Raw genomic sequence first — 17,778 nt, 5'->3', positions numbered from 1 at the left:
CTCCCGGTGCTCGTATCCCGGCAGGGCGGTCTCTGAGCTGTGGTGAGCCTATGTGGCGTCATATCTACTTCATTGCTCCGGCGCCGACCAGCGCAGTGATCTCGTCTTCGATGAAGGGCGAGAGAGTGCGTGCGTAAGTCGTCGTGAGATGTGATCCGTCGAAGTAGGTAACCAGGCCGCCATTAATGCCGTAGCAACGGTCTTGACGACACAACAGGTCGGAAAAGTCTGCGATCTTGACATCGTCTTGTCCTAGTTGGGTGGCGGCGTTAGCCAGAGGATCGGCGTTCAGCCATGAGTCCCGGGCGCCCGAGCATGTATCCGGCTGATCCTCGTTTTCAGCGATGCAGTCCGGGACGGAAGCAACGCTGGCGCCCTTTGGATATGGAGTGTCGCGGATGACAAGAATTTTAGTTCCCTTGTCAGCCCACCGTTGCAGATAGGTGCTGTATCCAATAGTGGCAGTTTCGTCCGGTTTCTTTGATGGATCGGATTTTTCGACGGGGATTGAGAGCTGAGACGTCACAACAAGATCGAACTCATCCCCGCCTGTAGATTTCTGCGCCCATTGACCTAATTCACGGCATCCATCAGTCTTCGCTTGCGTATCGAAGATGACTTCTGCATCCGTGAAGTTGCAGGCACTAGCGAGAAATGTCGTGATCGTCCAGTCGTGTTTATCGGCAAGTTGCTGAAGAGCCGGCAACCACTGTCCGGCATGAGAGTTGCCTACCAGCGCTACTTTTGTGGGGCCATCCCCATACTTACAGGTCGTTCTAGTGTCAAACGGGGGGTGGTTCCAACAGCCATCGGAGTAGGCGGCGGGTTTATCCTGCTTCGCCAAGGCAGGATCCATACGTAATTCGCCGTTGACCGAGCAGTCTGGATCGGCCAACGCGGATGCACCTAGGCACTGCCGGTTTTCAGTGCTAAGCTGCGCCATTTGCCTGTTTGCTTGATCTGCCCGGTAGCTGACTTCCGCCAGTTGCAGAGATCCCAGCAACGCAATGACACTCATTCCGACCGCTGCGAATTTGAAGGTTGAGGTTAGTCGTAAGGAAGGTGCTGCCTCACGGGCTTTGTCCTCCACGTATACCTTCGTTAGCGCAGCCAACACTAGGCTGGACAGCACCACGACAAGCTTATCGAGCCATCCCAAGCTTCCTCCGCTGGCGTAGGGGAGAAGGACTAAAAGCGGCCAGTGCCAGAGGTAGACAGAGTACGAAACTCCGCCCAGCCATTGAATGGGCCTTGCCTTCAATACTCGTGTAGGGGATAAGCTTCCGTCTGCATTGGCATAGATGACGAGTGCCGTTGCGAGAACCGGCAGGAGCGCGGTGTAACCAGGAAATAGGGTGGCCGCCGTATAAGTGGAACCGGCAATTACGATGCCGACGATCCCGGCCCATGCCATAGCCGTTGCGGTGCCGGGGGCTGCTCGTTTCATGTTCTGTGCCATTAGAGCTACTGCTGCACCACAAGCTAGTTCCCACATACGGGTCGGGGTGATGAAGTATGCACTGCCCGGTTCGGTGGCAGTGGCCACGATCGAGATGATCAGGGAGCCACCTAAAACGGCGAGAACGAGTCCGGTGATGCTATTTCGGGGGCTAATCTTTGTCCGCCCAGAAACCCAGACGGCCGCCAGAATCAGGATTGGCCAGAGAAAGTAAAACTGCTCCTCGACAGATAGGGACCAAAAGTGTTGGACGGGTGTTGTGGCGTTGTCTGCAGCCAAATAGTCCACCGAACTGCCAGCCAGAACCCAATTTTGGACATATGCTGCTGAGGCGATAACTTCTTTTGCGATCTGTGCCCATTGCGTCGACGGCGCTAGGATGCGGGACGCAATCACCGTAGCGATCAACACCAGAAATGCGGCGGGAAGCAAGCGCCTGATTCTTCGGCCCCAAAATTCACATAGATCCTTGACTCCGCCTGGCGGACGGCGAACAAGGTGAGTGGTGATGAGGAATCCCGAAATGACAAAAAACACGTCTACCCCGACATAGCCGCCTGTCAATGTTTGAGGCCAGAGGTGATAAGCCACAACAAGCGTCACGGCCAGGGCACGCAGGCCTTGGATGTCGAAGCGATATCCTGTGTCCTCGACCCGCTTCTTGTGAGCAGCAGACGAGTCAGCCAGAGTACGAAGAGTGATGGCAGATCCTCCAAGTGAAAGCATTGACGAACGGTTGATTGGCACCCAACAGTCTACCGGTGCGGTTCACCTACCTAGCCGAAGAGCCAGCGAAAGATAAACTACCCGTCTTGGCGAGTTGTGGCCGCTGCTGGTCGTTGAAGCATGCTTCGCGGCTCAACTAGGGGGCGCGTCAGTACCAAGACCGGTCGTTGTATGGTCAAGATGCAAAAGATAACTGAGGACATAATAAAAAGGGACGTTTGAACGCTCGGTATCCCCATAGCCGGAAGCGCAGAAGCACCTACTACCGTCAGAACTGGTAAATGCAGTAGGTATGGGTACATCGTGTGTTGCCCGGCCGTGGCGAGCCAAGCGCCAGTCTTTGAAGGCGTCCCGGGATTACCAGGCAGCATTAACATGAATCCTGCAGCCATCGCTGTGCCGACAACCAAGACGAGCAGCCGCCACAGCATGCCTTCGACAACTCCGACATCGAGCGCTTCATAACCGGAGTCGCCGAGGAATGGAGTCCGCCAGAAATCACGTCCCATGGCCAAGGCGACCAGTCCGCCGGTAACAACAACGCACAGACCGAGGATGCGGATACGCCTGTCGTGGCGCCAGTGCGAAATTTTATCGACCAGCCAGGGCCCAGCAAGAAACATCGGCAAAAACACGAGGATCCGTGACAGAGAGAGCAAACCGCCGATGTTGGGGCTTAGCCCGGCCACCAGTGCTATGCCAACGGCTAAGGGAACTCCATAAGTCAAACCGCGGAACCACGGCGCCAGAAGCCGCCAGCCAGCCAGCGCCACGAGGAACCAGAGTCCGAACGTCTGGGATGTAAGTGACCAACTTGGTGACTTGCCTTCGAAAAGGTAGTTGAACAAGAACGCGATGAGCTGAAAGACGACGTAGGGAACGAGAAGCTGCCAAAATACCTTGAACAGCGTCTTCCCGTTCGGCTCAGCCCTCCGGGCACCCCAATCCGCGAGTAGCACCAGAACCGGAATATGAAACATATAGACGAAATTTGAAACTACGACGGCCAGATCGCTGGAATCCCGGTGGATACCAACGGCATGTCCGATCACCACCAGCACGATAGCTCCCTAGCGTGCTTGATCGATCCAAGTCTGGCGCGTGGCCTTGGCGACATGACCTTCGGATAGGTCTTGGCTCTTCAGAAGTATCGGTCCTCCAGCGGTTCGAAATAGGATATGCAACGTTGCCGTGAGCATTAGGCTTGTCGCCACTCGAGGTTCAGGCTGTATTCCAGTCATGAAAGAATTCTTGAAGTTGGTTGGAAATTTCTAGTTCAGAATCTGAGGTAAATCCATGGCGATTCGTGATCGGTTGGCTGCTTTAAGGCGCGACGTCCAGGGGGCTGCGAAGGCGCCAGTGACCAGTGCCAAGACCGACAGCGGCCCGAGTCGCAGTGCCGATACCGCCAAGGTCAGCGTGATCGTTCCCGTCTACAATGCGATGCCGTATCTCACAGAACTCTTGAACTCACTTGAGGCCCAGGACATGGATACTTCGCTGTTCGAACTCATTGCAGTCGATGATGGTTCGACCGACTTCAGCGGCGAAATTCTCGATGTCTACGCTGCGCGCAATAAGAATTTCCGCGTGATCCATCAGGAGAACAGTGGTTGGCCGGGGAAACCGCGCAACGTGGGGATGGCTGCCAGCCAGGCGGAGTACGTCTTTTTTTGTGATGCCGATGATCGCCTTGGACCGCAAGCTCTGCGGCGGATGGTCGACTATGCATCTGAAAACAATGTGGATGTCCTCGTTCCCAAGATGGTCGGTATCGGCGGCCGCCGCGTCCAGGCATCACTCTTCGAACGGACAGTCAAAGACGCAGACCTTCGGGACATCCTGCGCTCCCTCTCCCCACAGAAAATGGTGCGGCGGGATCTGCTGGTCAAGAACGGGGTCACGTTCCACGAGGATAAAGTCCGGCTTGAAGACGGCATGGTGATGTCCCAGTGCTATCTGCTCTCCCAGCGGACGTCCATTCTCGCGGACTATGAATACTACTTCATCAGGACACGTGAGGACGGCGCCAATATCAGCAGTACGCCGACCATTCCCGAGGGATACACATGGTCGGTCGGGGAAATCGCCCGTATCCTCACGGAAAGTGACCAAGATAAGGACCGGGCAAAACTTCTCGTCCTCGATCTGTTCCGGCGCAAGTGCCTACGAGTTTACGAACCGCAACGTTTCCTGAAATTCACATCGGAGATCCAGCAGCGCTGGATGGCGGCACATGCGGACTTTGTTGACCGCTACATTCCTGAAGACCTTGAGACCGAACTGGTGACGCCATTCAAGCAGAAGACGCAGTTCATCCGGAACAGGGACGTGGCGGGAATGCTGGAATACCTTAGGCTGGAGAGCTCGCTTCAGCCATCAGCTCGGGCAACGGGAATGGAATTGCGCGCCTCTGGTCTCGCAATGGATGTTTCCCTCGAACATGGCGACGTGGACAGGGTTGACCTCTTGGTACGCAGCCGAGACGGAGGGACTGAGCGTTCGTTCACGATGCTACGCGCGGACAACAACGGTTCCCTGTTCCATGCGGAGTTGCCCTATTCGCAGCTTGACGATTTCCCGAGTGCGATTGTCGACTTTTTCACGGAGGCGAGCAGTCGGGGAATGAAGGGCAAACTTCAGCGAGTCACTGTGGACGATCGACTGGATTTGCCCGTGCAGAGAGACCACCGACGTCCTTACGCCACGATTCATGGCAGCTTAAGCCTAGACCTCCGCCGCTAGAGGGTACTACGGGGTTTGGAGCACTTTTTGCAAGGATTGGTCCAGGTACGGTGCAAGCGTTTTGGCATACGTTGCGGTGATGTGGGAGCCGTCGAAAAAGGTGACGACTGAACCGATCGCGGCGTGGCAAATACCGTCCTCGCAAAAATACTTGTCCATATTGATGGTTTCGACATTGGGCGAAGAAAGTTCTTTCGCCGCATCCTCCAACGGGTCCATCCAGTACCAGTCTTCAGGCGTGCCGGCGCAAGCCGTTGGATTGCCCGGATTTTCCGCTAGGCAATCGGGAATCGACCCGCCCGGGAACAATGGATCCTTTATGACCACCACATTCGTGTCTGTCTCTGCCCATTCGGACAGGTAGGACTTGTAACCGGCCACGGCGGGGGCTTCCGTGGTTGCCCATGACTCACCTTGGACAGGTACGGATTGTCTTTCCGATGTAATAACAAGATCGAACTTATCGCCCTTGGTCTGTTCCATAACCCAGTCGCCGTACGCGAGACAGTTGTCGGTCTTTTCCTGAGTATCCATCTCTAGAGGCGCGTCGGTGACATTGCAACGAGAGACCAAGAACGTTGAAATCGTCCAATCATTCCTGTCTGCCAGTTTTTGCAGGGAGGGGAGCCAGTGGCCTGCATGGGAATTTCCCACTAAAGCCACCTTCTTGTCGCCGTCTCCGTACTTACAGATGGGCCGTTCGGTGAATGGTGCGTTGGACCAACACCCATCGGCATATGCATCCGATCTGTCATCCTTTGCCAACTCGGGCTCCGGAACTAGCTCGGCAGTAGGATCTGGTTCACAGACGTCGAACCCATTGGCGATGGCGGCCGCGCCGAGACAAGGATCACCGCTTGTCTCTATGGCCGACAGGCGCTGCTCCGCCTGTTGCGCGCGGTAGTTGACCTCCGCGAGCTGCGCTGCGCCCAACACGGTCATCAGGATCATTCCTGCCGCCGCGAACCGGAAGGTCGGTATGAGGCCCTGTGCCGCTTTAGTGAAACGGAATTTGTCTTCGACGAATGTCTTGCTTAGCGCCGCCAGCACCAACGTTCCCGTGAGGATGACGGACTTATCCAGCCACCCAAGTTCGCCGCCGCTCACGTAGGGTAACAAAACGATAAGGGGCCAATGCCAAAGGTAGACGGAGTACGAAATCCCGCCCAGCCATTGCACCGGTGTCCAACGGAAGATGCCCGTGGGGGAGAAACTACTGTTGGTCCCTGCGAGGATGACCAAAGCAGCACCGAGGACGGGAACAAGCGCTGCAGAGCCGGGGAAGGGAGTGGCGTCGGTGTAGGTTACGCCGGCCAGCACAATTGCGAGTATCCCTACCCAAGCCAGTACCGCGTTGGCCGACGGAATTAGACGGGTGGCCGCCAATGGGGTGACGGTACCGATCAGGCCACCGATGGCTAGCTCCCACATTCTTGTTGGAGTGATGAAGTAGGCAGCGCCGGGTTCCGCCGTTGTTGCCAGCACTGAGGTCACGAGGGAAACAACAACGACGGCGGCAATAACGTATCGGGCCAAAACAACTGCCTTGATTCGTCCTCTGGCTGCAATCCAGAAAACGGCCATGATGATAAGCGGCCAGACCAAATAGAACTGCTCTTCTACTGCCAGTGACCAGAAGTGCTGGGTCGGCGTCGGCTCGTTTCCTTCCGCCAAGTAGTCAACTGAACTGCCAGCGAGAACCCAGTTCTGGATGTACAGTGCCGAGGCGATGATTTCCTTCGCGATGCTTTCCCATTGCGTGGGGGCGGCTACCAGCCGGGTTGCAACTGCGGTTGCCGCGAGGACTGTAAAAGAAGCAGGCAGTAGCCTTCTGATTCTGCGCCCATAGAACTGAGCCATTTCCTTGCCACTTCGCGGGGGCCGGCGAATCAGGTGGGAAGTAATGAGGAAGCCGGAAATGACGAAGAAAACATCCACGCCTACATAACCTCCTGTGAGCCGCTCGGGCCACAGGTGGTACACGACAACCAGAGAGACGGCGAGAGCTCTCAGCCCTTGAATATCCGGGCGAAATCCGCTGTTCTTGGCTGCTGCAGGTACGTTTTCCCTAATAGTTCTTCCTCCTTGAAGGCCGCAAGCTCGGCGAAGGATCGGCAGATGGTGAACTATTTTACAAGCTTGGCTCCTGCATTGCTCTATCAACGGCCAGGAGGAAACGCTGAGTGCTTGCACCGCGGTCCGTCTCTCCGAAGTGATGCCTGATCAAGTCGAGCTGCTCGGCACTGATGGGACGGGACCGTAGTTCGTCCAGCACGGAGGGCGCCCGTTCCGCATCAACCGCTTCCAGCAGAGGTACAACGCTGGTGATCCCCCTGGGGTCGACCACGGCCGCCGGTTCGATGGGTTTGGTTATCAGCAAGGGTTTGCCACGCGGGAGCCAGTCCATTGCTATTGCCGAAATGTCGCAGATGCAGATGTCAGCTTTCGCCATCGCGTCCTTGAAATCCGGATCGCGGTCACGGTAGTGCCCGGCGTCCGGGGACCTCTTTACCGCCGCAGCGATCAGCGAATCGATCAGTTTTACAGAGTCGCCATGCGCCCGAAGGCGCACGCCTGTGCGTGGATGAGGCCGGAAAATAAGGCGGTAGCGGGAATCGGCAAGGAGAGCGCGAACAAGAGCCGGGCCATGGGACGCCGCGGAGCCGTAGGCCATAGCACGGCGGTCGCCCTCCCATGTAGGGGCGTACAACACAGTGATCCGGCCGCGGTCGTTATTAGGTGCATTGTCTACAGCGTCGTCGAGTTGCGGACGGCCAATTTCAACCAGCTTGGCGGGATCCACACGGGGGACGTTGGCGAGTATGCGTTGCCTGGATGCCTCACCGGCAATGAACGCGAAGTCGTAAGCCTTAAGCTGGTTGGAAGCCATCGAGACCTTGTCGCTCTCGCCGTGGCTCAGGTGAATATGTACAGGCCCCGTCAGCCGCAGGACCGTGAAGTTGGCCTGGTTGTTGTTGACGTAAAACACGGCTCGTACTTCATGGGTGCTAACAAACGTTTCGACTTCATCGATGCCGCTAGTCAGGTAAACCGGAAGAGGACAATCCTCCATGATGGCGGCGGCAGTTGTCGCCTTGTGTACCAGGATGGCCACCGGATGCCGTTCGGACAGCTTAAGCATCGGGCCGAACCACTGCCGGACCTGATAGGCACTCGAGGGATCGTCTGCAAAGTACAGAACGGCTTCATAAGATGCAGGTGTGGCGGGGTTTCTCGCATTCAGCTGTTGACGAACCCTCTTATCCAAAAAGAAGTTGCCGAAGTTATCGGCTATAAGATTCAAGCTCCTGCGGGCCTTCACTTTGAGTGACACAGTGTCTCCTGTTAGAGGATCGGGAAGCACCCAGCGTACCGAAGCCGCCTGGGGGAGCATCTCCAGAATCCAGAATCCAGAATCCGTTCAGCGTTCTGTTGGTAAACTGTAAGGAATCTTGGGCGGCCTTGGGGACAATTGTGCTTTGGAAGGAATCAATGATCGCGGGACTGCGTGGCGCCATTGCACGTAACTTGCCACAGCCCGTCGTCCAGACTGTTTTCGACGTGCTCCACGGCAGGACTCAGCTGCAGACTTCCTTGCGCTCATCTACTACCCGTTTCCTCGCTCGTACGGAGCTGGCTGGCATGACGGGCCGCGTGACTACCGTGATATCCGGTGGATCAGTTCTCGTGGCGCGGCCGGCGGAGCGGTTTTCAGCCGTTGAAACTATCAGGACAAACCGTGAACTAGCCCAGCTCGCGGCTGACGGGGCCAGCATTGAGTATCGGGTCGAACAACCGAACCCAAACAAGCCGGCATCCCTGGTGATCGGTAGGGGTAAGTTGACGGAACTGCTCCAGGCTCTTAAGGACGCCACCCCGGGTCGTCCGGTGTATGCCAAGCTGGGTCACTGTGCGCCTCTGCTGCTCAGCGAGCTCGACCACGTTGATGTGGACCAGCTAACCGTGTTTGAGCCGCAGTCAGCTGACGGTCGGCTGCTGGCAGGGTATGAGCTTGGTTGCGAGGTCATAGAGAAGCCGGGACGAACTGCCTGTGCATCTGTAACTGAACTGCTGGAGCCAGTCGACGTTGTCTATACTTGGGTCGACGGCGGGGATCCGGAGTGGCAGGCGCAAAAGGGAGAGGCGCTGTCTCGGATACACCCTGGCGGCCTGAATCAATATTCTGCCAATGAGGAGCGCTACCGTTCGCACGACGAACTACGCTATTCGCTGCGTTCACTGGACTATTTCGCACCATGGATCAACCACGTCTATCTGGTGACCGCAGGACAGGTTCCGGAATGGCTCGACACATCGAATTCACGCATAACAGTGGTGTATCACCAGGAAATCTTCCCAGAGGCCGCGCTGCCCACGTTCAACTCACATGCAATCGAAGCCCGGCTGCATCACATCCGGGGGCTCAACGAACATTTCGTCTATCTGAACGATGACGTGTTCTTTGGCCGCCAGGTGAAGCCGGAACTTTTTTTTGAGGGCAGCGGGCTCAGCCGGTTCTTCCTCTCCGAACAACAGATTGACGCAGAGACGCCCAATTCCACCGATCTCCCGGTTGACAGTGCTGCCAAACAAAACCGAGCGTTGATTGAGCAACGCTTTGGCCGTACAGTTCGATTCAAATTCAAGCACACTGCTCATCCTGAACGAGTTAGCACGTTGCGTGAACTGGAGCAAGATTTCCCTGCGAAGCATGCGGAAACGTCCCGGTCACGGTTTCGGAGTCCAACAGATATATCCATTCCGTCCTCGCTGGCACACTATTACGGGTACATGATTGGTGCGGCAGTACCGGGGAACCTGAAGTACCGCTATTGCGATATAGGGGAGGCATCTGCTCAAGTGAAGCTGCTTCGGCTCTTGAGGGACCGTGATGCCGATGTTTTCTGCCTCAATGAAATCGGCGGTGCCTCCATTGACCTCGCCTTACAGGAACAGCTCGTGCACCAGTTTCTGAGCACCTATTTTCCCGTCCCCAGTTCCTTCGAACTAGGAGAGTAATGTCCGATCCGAAATCTCCGTTCTCCAAAGTTAGGTCGAAGGTGGAGCGACTCCTGGACCCTGGCTCCGGATCGGCGCGGCAAGAACTGCGCGAATTAGCCATCTCGCAAGATGGCTCGATACTCACTTCAGAATTTACTTTGGGCCGAGGGCTTACCCCGGTGGCCCTGTGGGCACTGCATTCGGGCGAGTCCTGGATCAGGTTGATTAGTGCGGAAGACGCCGGAAAGCCTGCAGGGCCGAATTCTCGGTCCTTCGTGGCTTCGGTCGATCTTGAACGGCTGGCGGCAGACCTGGCTCGACAGGTTGACCTGGTAGGGAATGTTTACGATCCTGATTCAGACGTTGATTCCGAATCCTTGTTCCCCTTGTTCCTTGAGATTTCGTGCACTGCGGTCGATATTCCGCGGTACAGCCGACACATTGTTGTTGCTGGCGGGGCCGATACGGAGATGTCCTTCGCGGAATTTCGCGAAGGATTAGAAGCAGGCGCCATAGAACCTGATGCAGCTTGCACCGCGAGACTGGCCTTCGGACGGTTTCTCTACACCAATGTCGGCTTCCTGCGAGCCGTCTCTGCTGCAGACAACACGATCGTCGGTTACGTCAACCGCCAAGGCTTCTTCACTCTTGCCCTGAACCGGGTGCTCAAACCGTACAACGCGGTTTACGTAAAGCGTTTGTCCGTTGCCGGAGGCACCATCCGTCTGTCCGCCAGGCTTGTGGCACGACATGGCAGTCCGACCAAAGCGGAACTGGTACTCGTCGGCCGGGAAAGCGGTCTGCGTTACGTTGCCGCCACGAGTATCAAGCTGGACGAAAAGCGTACTGCCAAACGTTTTGGCTTGCGCGAATATTTGCTTCGGGCTCGACTGGACCTCCGAACTTTTTCGAACGAACAACTATCCGCAGACAATACGCTTGATGCATGGTTGGAAGTCCACGAGGGCGGTGCCCAGGATCCCCATCGCGTGCGGGTCGGCAGGACTAAATACATAGTTCGGAAAATGTCCCGGGCCGGCTGGCAATATCGTGGCGACAAGACCTTGTGCATTACCCCGTACTACACATTCAAGGCCAAGAAGACGTCTTTCCATATAGAACTGCTGGATACTGAGGCCTTCGAATACCTGCAGAAGAAGACACGGATGCCTCTATCCAAGAGGACACAAATCAAGCCTGTGTGGTTGGTGGGGGAGCGCCCCTATAAGGCGCAGGACACGGGCCTGCACTTTTTTCGGTACCTGCGCGAGCATAAGCCAGAAATAGATGCATACTATGTGATCGATCCTGCCTCGCCCGAAGCTCGGAACCTGGACGGATTGGGCAATATCGTTGCATACCGGTCCAAACGCCACTTTGAACTCGCCCTGCAAGCGGAACGGTTCATCGGCTCGCATCATCCGGACTTCCTCTACCCGACGTGGCTTCCACAGTTCCGCAGGGCCGTGAACGGCGTCAAAGTCTTTCTGCAGCACGGGGTCATGGGTACCAAGTGGATGGTTCCCAATTATGGAAAGAAAGCCCCTGGATTCGACACTGATGTATTCGTCGTCAGTTCTGAACGCGAGAAGGAATACATCGTCGGCGACTTCGGATACGCCGACAAAGACGTGGTCGTCACCGGCCTGTCTCGCTTCGACGCGCTGTTCGCCGGAGATGTTGAGGTCAAACCCAAACAGCTCCTCGTCATCCCGACCTGGCGGGACTGGCTGCAAGATCCATCAGTTTTTACAGAGTCGGAGTACTTCCAGGCATGGAATGAACTGCTGCATGATCTGCGACTGCAGGAACTAGTGGAGCGATTCGGCGCCGAGATCATTTTCTGCTTGCATCCGAACATGCAACAGTTCCGCCACCACTTCGAAGGTGTTCCGGCGCGAGTCATTTCTCAAGGCGAAGTGGATGTCCAACACCTGCTTAAGCAAAGCGCAGTAATGGTCACCGACTACTCCAGCGTGGGCTTCGATTTCAGTTTTCTGCAGAAACCGGTCCATTACTACCAATTCGATAGGGAGCGCTTCCTTGGCCCGAGAGGGTCGCACCTCGATCTCGATGCCGAGCTGCCCGGGCGCATATCATTTGATCTTGACTCCCTGATGGCTGGGCTAGTAGAAACCTTCGCATCCGGATGCCGGATGCCGGAGGAGTACGTGGGGCGTGCCCAGCGTTTCCTAAAGTATCGCGATCAGAACAATTGCAGTCGAATCTTCGATGCAGTCAGGGAAGCCCAGCCGAGCGAATCCCGGCTGCGAAAATTCATTGATCCGGAATTCGGGGAAAGGGTGTTTGGCCGCTTTCGACGAAGCCGGTTTTATTTCCCGGCCATGCGCCAGTTCTACAAATTCGTGCTGCGCATGCCGATGGATGAGAATCTACTCGTTTTTGAAAGCGGTCTGGGAAAACAGTACGCCGATAGTCCCCGATATATATATGAAGAGCTCTTGAAGCGAAATGATCCACGTACCAAGATCTGGATCTACGGGGGTAAATTGCCGCATGAGGACGCAAACACCCGGGTGGTGAAGCGGCTGTCGCCGGAATACTACTGGTATCTCGGCAGGGCCAAGTACTGGGTCAACAACCAGAACTTTCCGCACTATATACGACGGCGAAAAGATGCCATCATGGTCCAGACCTGGCACGGAACCCCACTGAAGCGGATGCTCCATGACTTGGCCGAGGTGCACGGCCGCGACGAGGATTACCTTCGCAGAGTCAGCAATGCGGTACGGCAGTGGAGTGTGCTGCTTTCTCCAAGTCCATACGCGACGGAAGTCTTCCGCAGCGCCTTTAGATACGATGGGAAAGTACTTGAGGAAGGCTACCCGCGGAACGACGTTCTAGCCGCCGTCGGACAGAACAGTGGTCTGAGTGAACAGGTGCGGCGAAAACTAGGTATCCCCGAGAATAAACGGGTAGTGCTGTATGCACCTACGTTCCGCGACTCAGACAGCAGTGGGGCAGGCAAATTCTCTTTTGAGTTGCCGTTTGACCTGGAGCGCTTCCATAAGAGGTTTGGAGCCGCTACGGTTCTGCTGCTCCGCATGCATGTGCTGGTCAGTAATAGAATTCAAATCCCGGAAAGCGTTCGGGATACAGTGCTGGATGTCTCGGGCTACCCTGAAATTCAGGAGCTGTATCTGGCCAGTGACATCTTGGTGACTGACTACTCATCAGTGTTCTTCGACTTTTCGCTACTGCGCCGTCCGATCATCTTTTACGCCTACGACCTGGCGCTGTACCGGGACAAACTCCGAGGATTTTATCTCGACTACAGCACCGAACTCCCTGGGCCTGTCGTGGAATCCGAGGAGTCTCTGTACGAAGCCATTGACGCGACGTCATATCCGGATCCCGAACGCGAGGCGAAGCACGAATCCTTCGTAGCTAAATTTGCGCCCAAGGACGATGGCCATGCCGCAGAACGCGTCGTCGATCAGCTTTTCTGAGCCATTACAGTTACTAAAACTCCTTCCAGCAAAGGGATACGAATGATCGTTCGGGACCGGGTTGCGGCCCTTCAGCGGCGCCTGAAAAGGTTCACTGCCAAGCGCAAGGCCCCGCAGGTGTTGCCGGGGGACAGCGGACCCAGCTCAAGCGCGGAAACTGCCAGAGTTTCCGTGGTTATACCGGTCTTCAACGCCATGCCGTACCTGACAGAAATGCTCGATTCCCTACAGGCACAAGAGCTCGATCCGACACTGTTCGAGGTCATTGCTGTTGATGATGGATCGACTGACGTCAGCGGGAAGCTGCTGGACGAATATGTCAGGAAAAACCCGCACTTTCGCGTGATCCATCAGCCAAACAGTGGTTGGCCCGGCAAGCCTCGGAATGTTGGCATTGCCGCGAGCAAGGCGCCCTATGTGTTCTTTTGCGATGCCGATGACAGGCTCGGGCCGGAGACACTGCGACGCATGGTGGACTATGCCTTTGACAATGACGTGGATGTTCTGGTGCCCAAGCTTGTTGGTGTCAACGGCCGTCGAGTCCAGTCATCACTGTTCAAGGTGACGGAACTGGACGTCGACAGGCGCAAGATTCTTGGGACCCTCTCACCGCAAAAGATGATTCGCCGCGAATTGCTGGAACGCCACGACATCAGATTCCACGAGGACAAGGTCAGGTTGGAAGATGGCATGGTGATGGCGCGCTGCTATTTGCTCGCCAACAGGGTATCCGTCTTGGCAGACTACGACTATTACTTCATCAGGACACGCGACGATGGACTGAACATCAGCTCGGAACGCACGGTGCCAGAGGGCTACACCTGGTCGGTAGGGGAAATAGCACGGATCATCAAGGACCATGAACCCGACCCAGACCGCGCTGATCTCATGATCCTTGACCTCTACCGGCGCAAATGTTTGCGGATCTACGATCCCGAACGGTTTGGAAGACTCGGTCGGTCCATCAGGGGCCGATGGGTGCAGGCACATGCCGACTTCGTCGAACAGTTCGTTCCAAAGGGAGTGGAAATCGAGCTGTCTCCCATTTTCCGGCAGCGGTCGCAACTGGTACGCACGCGTGATCTTGCCGGCCTTGAGCGCTTGGCCGACTCGGAGCAACTCCTGCGGGCGGTGCCGCATACTGTGTCCATTAGCGTAGGACGCCGCTCCGCAGTCCTGACATTCAGGATGGAGCCTGCCGGCAGCTTTGAACAATTATCCCTCGTCCTCCGGGGCCGCGGGCAAGGCAAGGAGGATCGCCTGCTGCTGAAGCCGGATCCGCAGGCATCCGGGAGCTATCTCGGCGTTGTCCCGGAGACCATACTCGGGGACTACAGCGGGACAATTGTCGATTGTTTCGTGGAGGCTCAGGCGTACGGTTTCACAGGACCGCCGCAACGCGTGATGGCCGGCGGCGACACGCCTTTGCCGATTCTGGGGGACGGTATCAGAGGTTATGCCACCGTCCACGGAAACCTGAGCCTCGACCTTCGCTAATGTTCGATCGTACCGACCATCCTGCGGGGTAGCACGGCCGCCCCGGTCGCGAACTGTGTGCCGGCATAGAACCACATGGAACCGTCCGGTTCTATGCCGAGCAGATCGACCTTGCGGTCGTCATTGAAGTCACCGGGACCAAGAACGCGGTCGAACATATTCCAACCACCGTTGCCGATCTTCCTTTCTGCAGTGAACCAACCGGAGGAGTACGTGCTCCGGCCGGCGAGCAGCCACAGGGTACCGTCCGGTTTCCTGGCAATGAGGTCGCCCGTCCCGTCACCGGTGTAGTCACCGGTCGCCGTCAGATAGCTGTACTCATCCCACCCGGAAGCAATCTGCGTCCTGGAGCCGTGCTGGCCGTTGCCTGGACCGGCATAGAGCCAGACACTACCGTCGGGGCGTACCGCCAGAAGGTCATTGTTTCCGTCGCGGTTGATGTCACCTGGACCGAGCAATGAAGAGAACTGATTCCAGCCGCCGGTGCCGATTTTTACCCGACGCTGGTAGCCCTCGTTCGACGTGTTCACTCCTCCCGTGCCGGCGTAGAACCACAAAGTTCCATCCTTCTGCCGGGCAACCAAGTCCGCATGACCGTCACTGTCGTAGTCCCCGACTCCGATGATGTCGTGGTAAATCTGCCATCCGTGGCCGATGCGTATCCGGCTGCCGTAGCTGCCGTTCCCATCCCCGGGGATGAACCACAATGTGCCATCGGCCATCCTGCCGATCAGGTCCGCTTGGCCATCCCCGTTGAAGTCTCCCGGGGTGATCATTTGGTTGTAGACTTCCCAACCGGAATTGCGGGTCAGGACACGGGATTTGTACCCTTCGGGCTCCGTGAACTTTGTGCCCTCGTAAAAACCGAGACCTCCATCGGCATAAATCCCGAGCAGATCATCCTTGTCATCCCCGTTATTGTCCCAGATGCCTAATATTTGTGTGAAGGCCTGCCACCCACTGGCCCCGATACGTTGCTCCCTGGAGAATGACGTGCCCAACGCGGGTGCCTTACCAGTACCACGGAGGAGCCACAGCGACCCGTCCGGTTTTGTGGCAACCACATCGGCGTTGTCGTCACCGCTAAAGTCCTGGGGCGCAATCAGCTTGGTATAGCCCTGCCAGTCATCGGCAATCCTGACCCGTGAAGCGGTCCTGCCGGTACCCCGCCCCGGATACGCATAAACGATTCCGTCGGGTCGCTTGGTAAGAAGGTCCCTGCGGCCGTCGCCGGTGATATCGCCGACACCGATGACATCGCTGAACTGATTCCAGCCGCTGGTGCCCACAAGGACGCGGGGTTCGAAAGACGCCCCGCCTTTGCCTTTGTAGAACCACAGCGAGCCGTCGTTGTGGCGGGCCAAAAGATCGGGGCGCGAGTCGCCGTCGTAATTGCCCACTCCGATCAGCGCGTTGTAGATTTGCCAGCCGCCGCCTACGCGAGTGGGGGAACCATAGCCGCCCGAGCCGTCACCGGGGTAGTACCAAAGGGTGCCGTCGGTACGCCGTGAGAGCAGATCACTTCGACCGTCGACGTTCAGGTCTCCTGGGGCTGCGCTGAGGACTGAAGTAGTAACCCTGTCACTGGCATTCCTGGCAAAGTCGCGCAGCTGTGTCATTGTGCCGTGCCAGACATTTGAGTCACCGACGAACGGGCCGCTTGAACTGTACTGCCAGATATCGAAGCCGGACCAGCCGGCGGGCAGCGAAGGTTCGGCAAGGGTGTATCCATCCAGGGGGTAATGCGCCACGTGGAGCGGATGGTCCCTAAAAGCTGTGCTGCTGCCAGTGCAGTAGTCCCACCAGTCTGCCGTGGTGTAGATAGCGGGCAGCCGTCCGGTGCGGGCCTTGATCGTATTGGAGAAATCCTTGATCCAAGCGACCATCTGGCTCGGCGACATGTTGTAGCAGGTGTTGCCAAGCTCCGGGTAGGGGTTGTATTCGATGTCCAGCAGGGGCGGGAGCGTCTTGCCGTCGGCGGACCAGCCGCCGCCGTTGTTGACCATGTAGTCGGCCTGGGCCTTGCCCGAGGAAACGTTCGGGATAGCGAAATGGTACGAACCGCGGATCATGCCCACGTTGTAGGATCCGGTGTATTGTTCCGTCCACTCTGGATTCTGATAGGAAAGAGCCTCGGTGGTTTTGACGTAGGCGAACCGGGATCCGTAGTTCCACTCGGTGGTCCAATCAACGTCAGGCTGATGGCTGCTGACGTCAATGCCCTGGATCCCGTCCGGGCTCCACTTGTTGCGGTTGACCAAGGGGACGGACAAGGCCTGCACGGAGCTTGTCCGGTCAATCTCTAGGACGTCCAGCTGCTCCTGAAGCTCTTCCTGCTCCTCCGGCTGCTTGAGCTCGGCCTCTCGTTGCTGCCGTTGTGCAAGTCCGTGGCCCATCTGGGCGCCGTGGTCGCCTTGGAGCACTTCGAGTAGTTCCCTCAGCTGTTTCTGAGAGAGTTCCTCCACCGGAACTTCGATGTCAGCGTCAATTTCGGGAGTGCCAGTCGCAGTGGGCGCAGGCCGGGGATCTTGGGTGGTTTCAATGGACGGTAACGGAGCTGGTTCTTCGCTGGCTTTGGGCTGGTTGGTGGCCAGCGTTTCCGCCGTTTTCGGTTCTTCCGGTGTATCAGCCGTCGGTGAGGGCTGGGGGAGTTCCGGAGTTGTGGGTACAGCGGTGGCCGTGCTGAGAGGAACAGACGGAATGGCCTCTGCGGGCTCGCTAGTGACCACCGGCGGCGGTGGTGCGTTGGCCGCGCTGGCGGCCGGAGGGAGGATAAACCCGGAAACGGCCAGTGACAGGACGGTCAGGCTGGCGATCCCGTTTCCCCGTATCCGCGCAGCGGTCAAAGGGGCTTGTAACAGTGGGCGAGCGCTCATAGCT

Annotated in this window: 9 protein-coding genes; 4 read left to right on the top strand and 5 right to left on the bottom strand. The window is 57.1% G+C overall.

What is annotated here, in order from left to right; genetic code table 11:
* Positions 1-64: 64 nt before the first annotated feature.
* Positions 65-2,206, bottom strand: coding sequence for an acyltransferase family protein (locus AC5RWO_RS12015; RefSeq protein WP_498731587.1), 2,142 nt, complete (start codon positions 2,204-2,206; stop codon positions 65-67).
* A 56-nt stretch (positions 2,207-2,262) separates the two neighbouring features.
* A complete protein-coding gene (locus AC5RWO_RS12010; RefSeq protein WP_498731586.1) occupies positions 2,263-3,246 on the bottom strand; it encodes an acyltransferase family protein in 984 nt (327 codons plus the stop codon).
* A 235-nt stretch (positions 3,247-3,481) separates the two neighbouring features.
* Between AC5RWO_RS12010 and AC5RWO_RS12005 the strand changes: the two genes are divergently transcribed.
* Positions 3,482-4,930, top strand: a complete 1,449-nt coding sequence (locus AC5RWO_RS12005) for a glycosyltransferase family 2 protein (RefSeq protein ID WP_498731585.1) — start codon at positions 3,482-3,484, stop codon at positions 4,928-4,930.
* A 6-nt stretch (positions 4,931-4,936) separates the two neighbouring features.
* Here AC5RWO_RS12005 and AC5RWO_RS12000 read toward each other — a convergent pair whose 3' ends face one another.
* Positions 4,937-7,123 (bottom strand): acyltransferase family protein, encoded by a 2,187-nt coding sequence (locus AC5RWO_RS12000; RefSeq protein ID WP_498731584.1) that lies wholly within the window; start codon positions 7,121-7,123, stop codon positions 4,937-4,939.
* A complete protein-coding gene (locus AC5RWO_RS11995; RefSeq protein ID WP_498731583.1) occupies positions 7,062-8,264 on the bottom strand; it encodes a CDP-glycerol glycerophosphotransferase family protein in 1,203 nt (400 codons plus the stop codon). Before AC5RWO_RS11995 ends, AC5RWO_RS12000 begins: the two co-directional genes overlap by 62 nt.
* Positions 8,265-8,422: 158 nt before the next feature.
* On the opposite strand from AC5RWO_RS11995, the gene AC5RWO_RS11990 reads away from it, so the two are divergent.
* The 3 genes from AC5RWO_RS11990 to AC5RWO_RS11980 are packed head-to-tail and all read left to right on the top strand — an operon-like array spanning position 8,423 to position 14,898.
* The gene (locus AC5RWO_RS11990) at positions 8,423-9,949 is read left to right on the top strand and encodes a stealth family protein (RefSeq protein WP_498731582.1); all 1,527 of its coding nucleotides are present in this window, start codon (positions 8,423-8,425) and stop codon (positions 9,947-9,949) included.
* Positions 9,949-13,401: a CDP-glycerol glycerophosphotransferase family protein gene (locus AC5RWO_RS11985; protein ID WP_498731581.1), complete on the top strand. Its 3,453-nt coding sequence runs from the start codon at positions 9,949-9,951 to the stop codon at positions 13,399-13,401. Before AC5RWO_RS11990 ends, AC5RWO_RS11985 begins: the two co-directional genes overlap by 1 nt.
* 42 nt (positions 13,402-13,443) lie before the next feature.
* On the top strand, positions 13,444-14,898 hold the full coding sequence (locus AC5RWO_RS11980; RefSeq protein ID WP_498731580.1) for a glycosyltransferase family 2 protein: 1,455 nt from the start codon (positions 13,444-13,446) through the stop codon (positions 14,896-14,898).
* Here the strand turns inward: AC5RWO_RS11980 and AC5RWO_RS11975 are convergent.
* Positions 14,895-17,774 (bottom strand): GH25 family lysozyme, encoded by a 2,880-nt coding sequence (locus AC5RWO_RS11975; protein ID WP_498731579.1) that lies wholly within the window; start codon positions 17,772-17,774, stop codon positions 14,895-14,897. The two genes, AC5RWO_RS11980 and AC5RWO_RS11975, sit on opposite strands and share 4 nt — an antisense overlap.
* Positions 17,775-17,778 lie beyond the last annotated feature (4 nt).

Source organism: Arthrobacter sp. B055-34, from assembly GCF_059090425.1.
Note: the sequence above shows the minus strand (reverse complement) of the source record. Positions and strands in the feature narration are given on the sequence as shown.

What these genes read in the sequence shown, in the direction of transcription:
- AC5RWO_RS11990 (WP_498731582.1), top strand. Translation starts at nt 8,423, where the DNA reads ATGATCGCGGGACTGCGTGGCGCCATTGCACGTAACTTGCCACAGCCC.
- AC5RWO_RS11975 (WP_498731579.1), bottom strand. Translation starts at nt 17,774, where the DNA reads ATGAGCGCTCGCCCACTGTTACAAGCCCCTTTGACCGCTGCGCGGATA.
- AC5RWO_RS11985 (WP_498731581.1), top strand. Translation starts at nt 9,949, where the DNA reads ATGTCCGATCCGAAATCTCCGTTCTCCAAAGTTAGGTCGAAGGTGGAG.
- AC5RWO_RS12005 (WP_498731585.1), top strand. Translation starts at nt 3,482, where the DNA reads ATGGCGATTCGTGATCGGTTGGCTGCTTTAAGGCGCGACGTCCAGGGG.
- AC5RWO_RS11980 (WP_498731580.1), top strand. Translation starts at nt 13,444, where the DNA reads ATGATCGTTCGGGACCGGGTTGCGGCCCTTCAGCGGCGCCTGAAAAGG.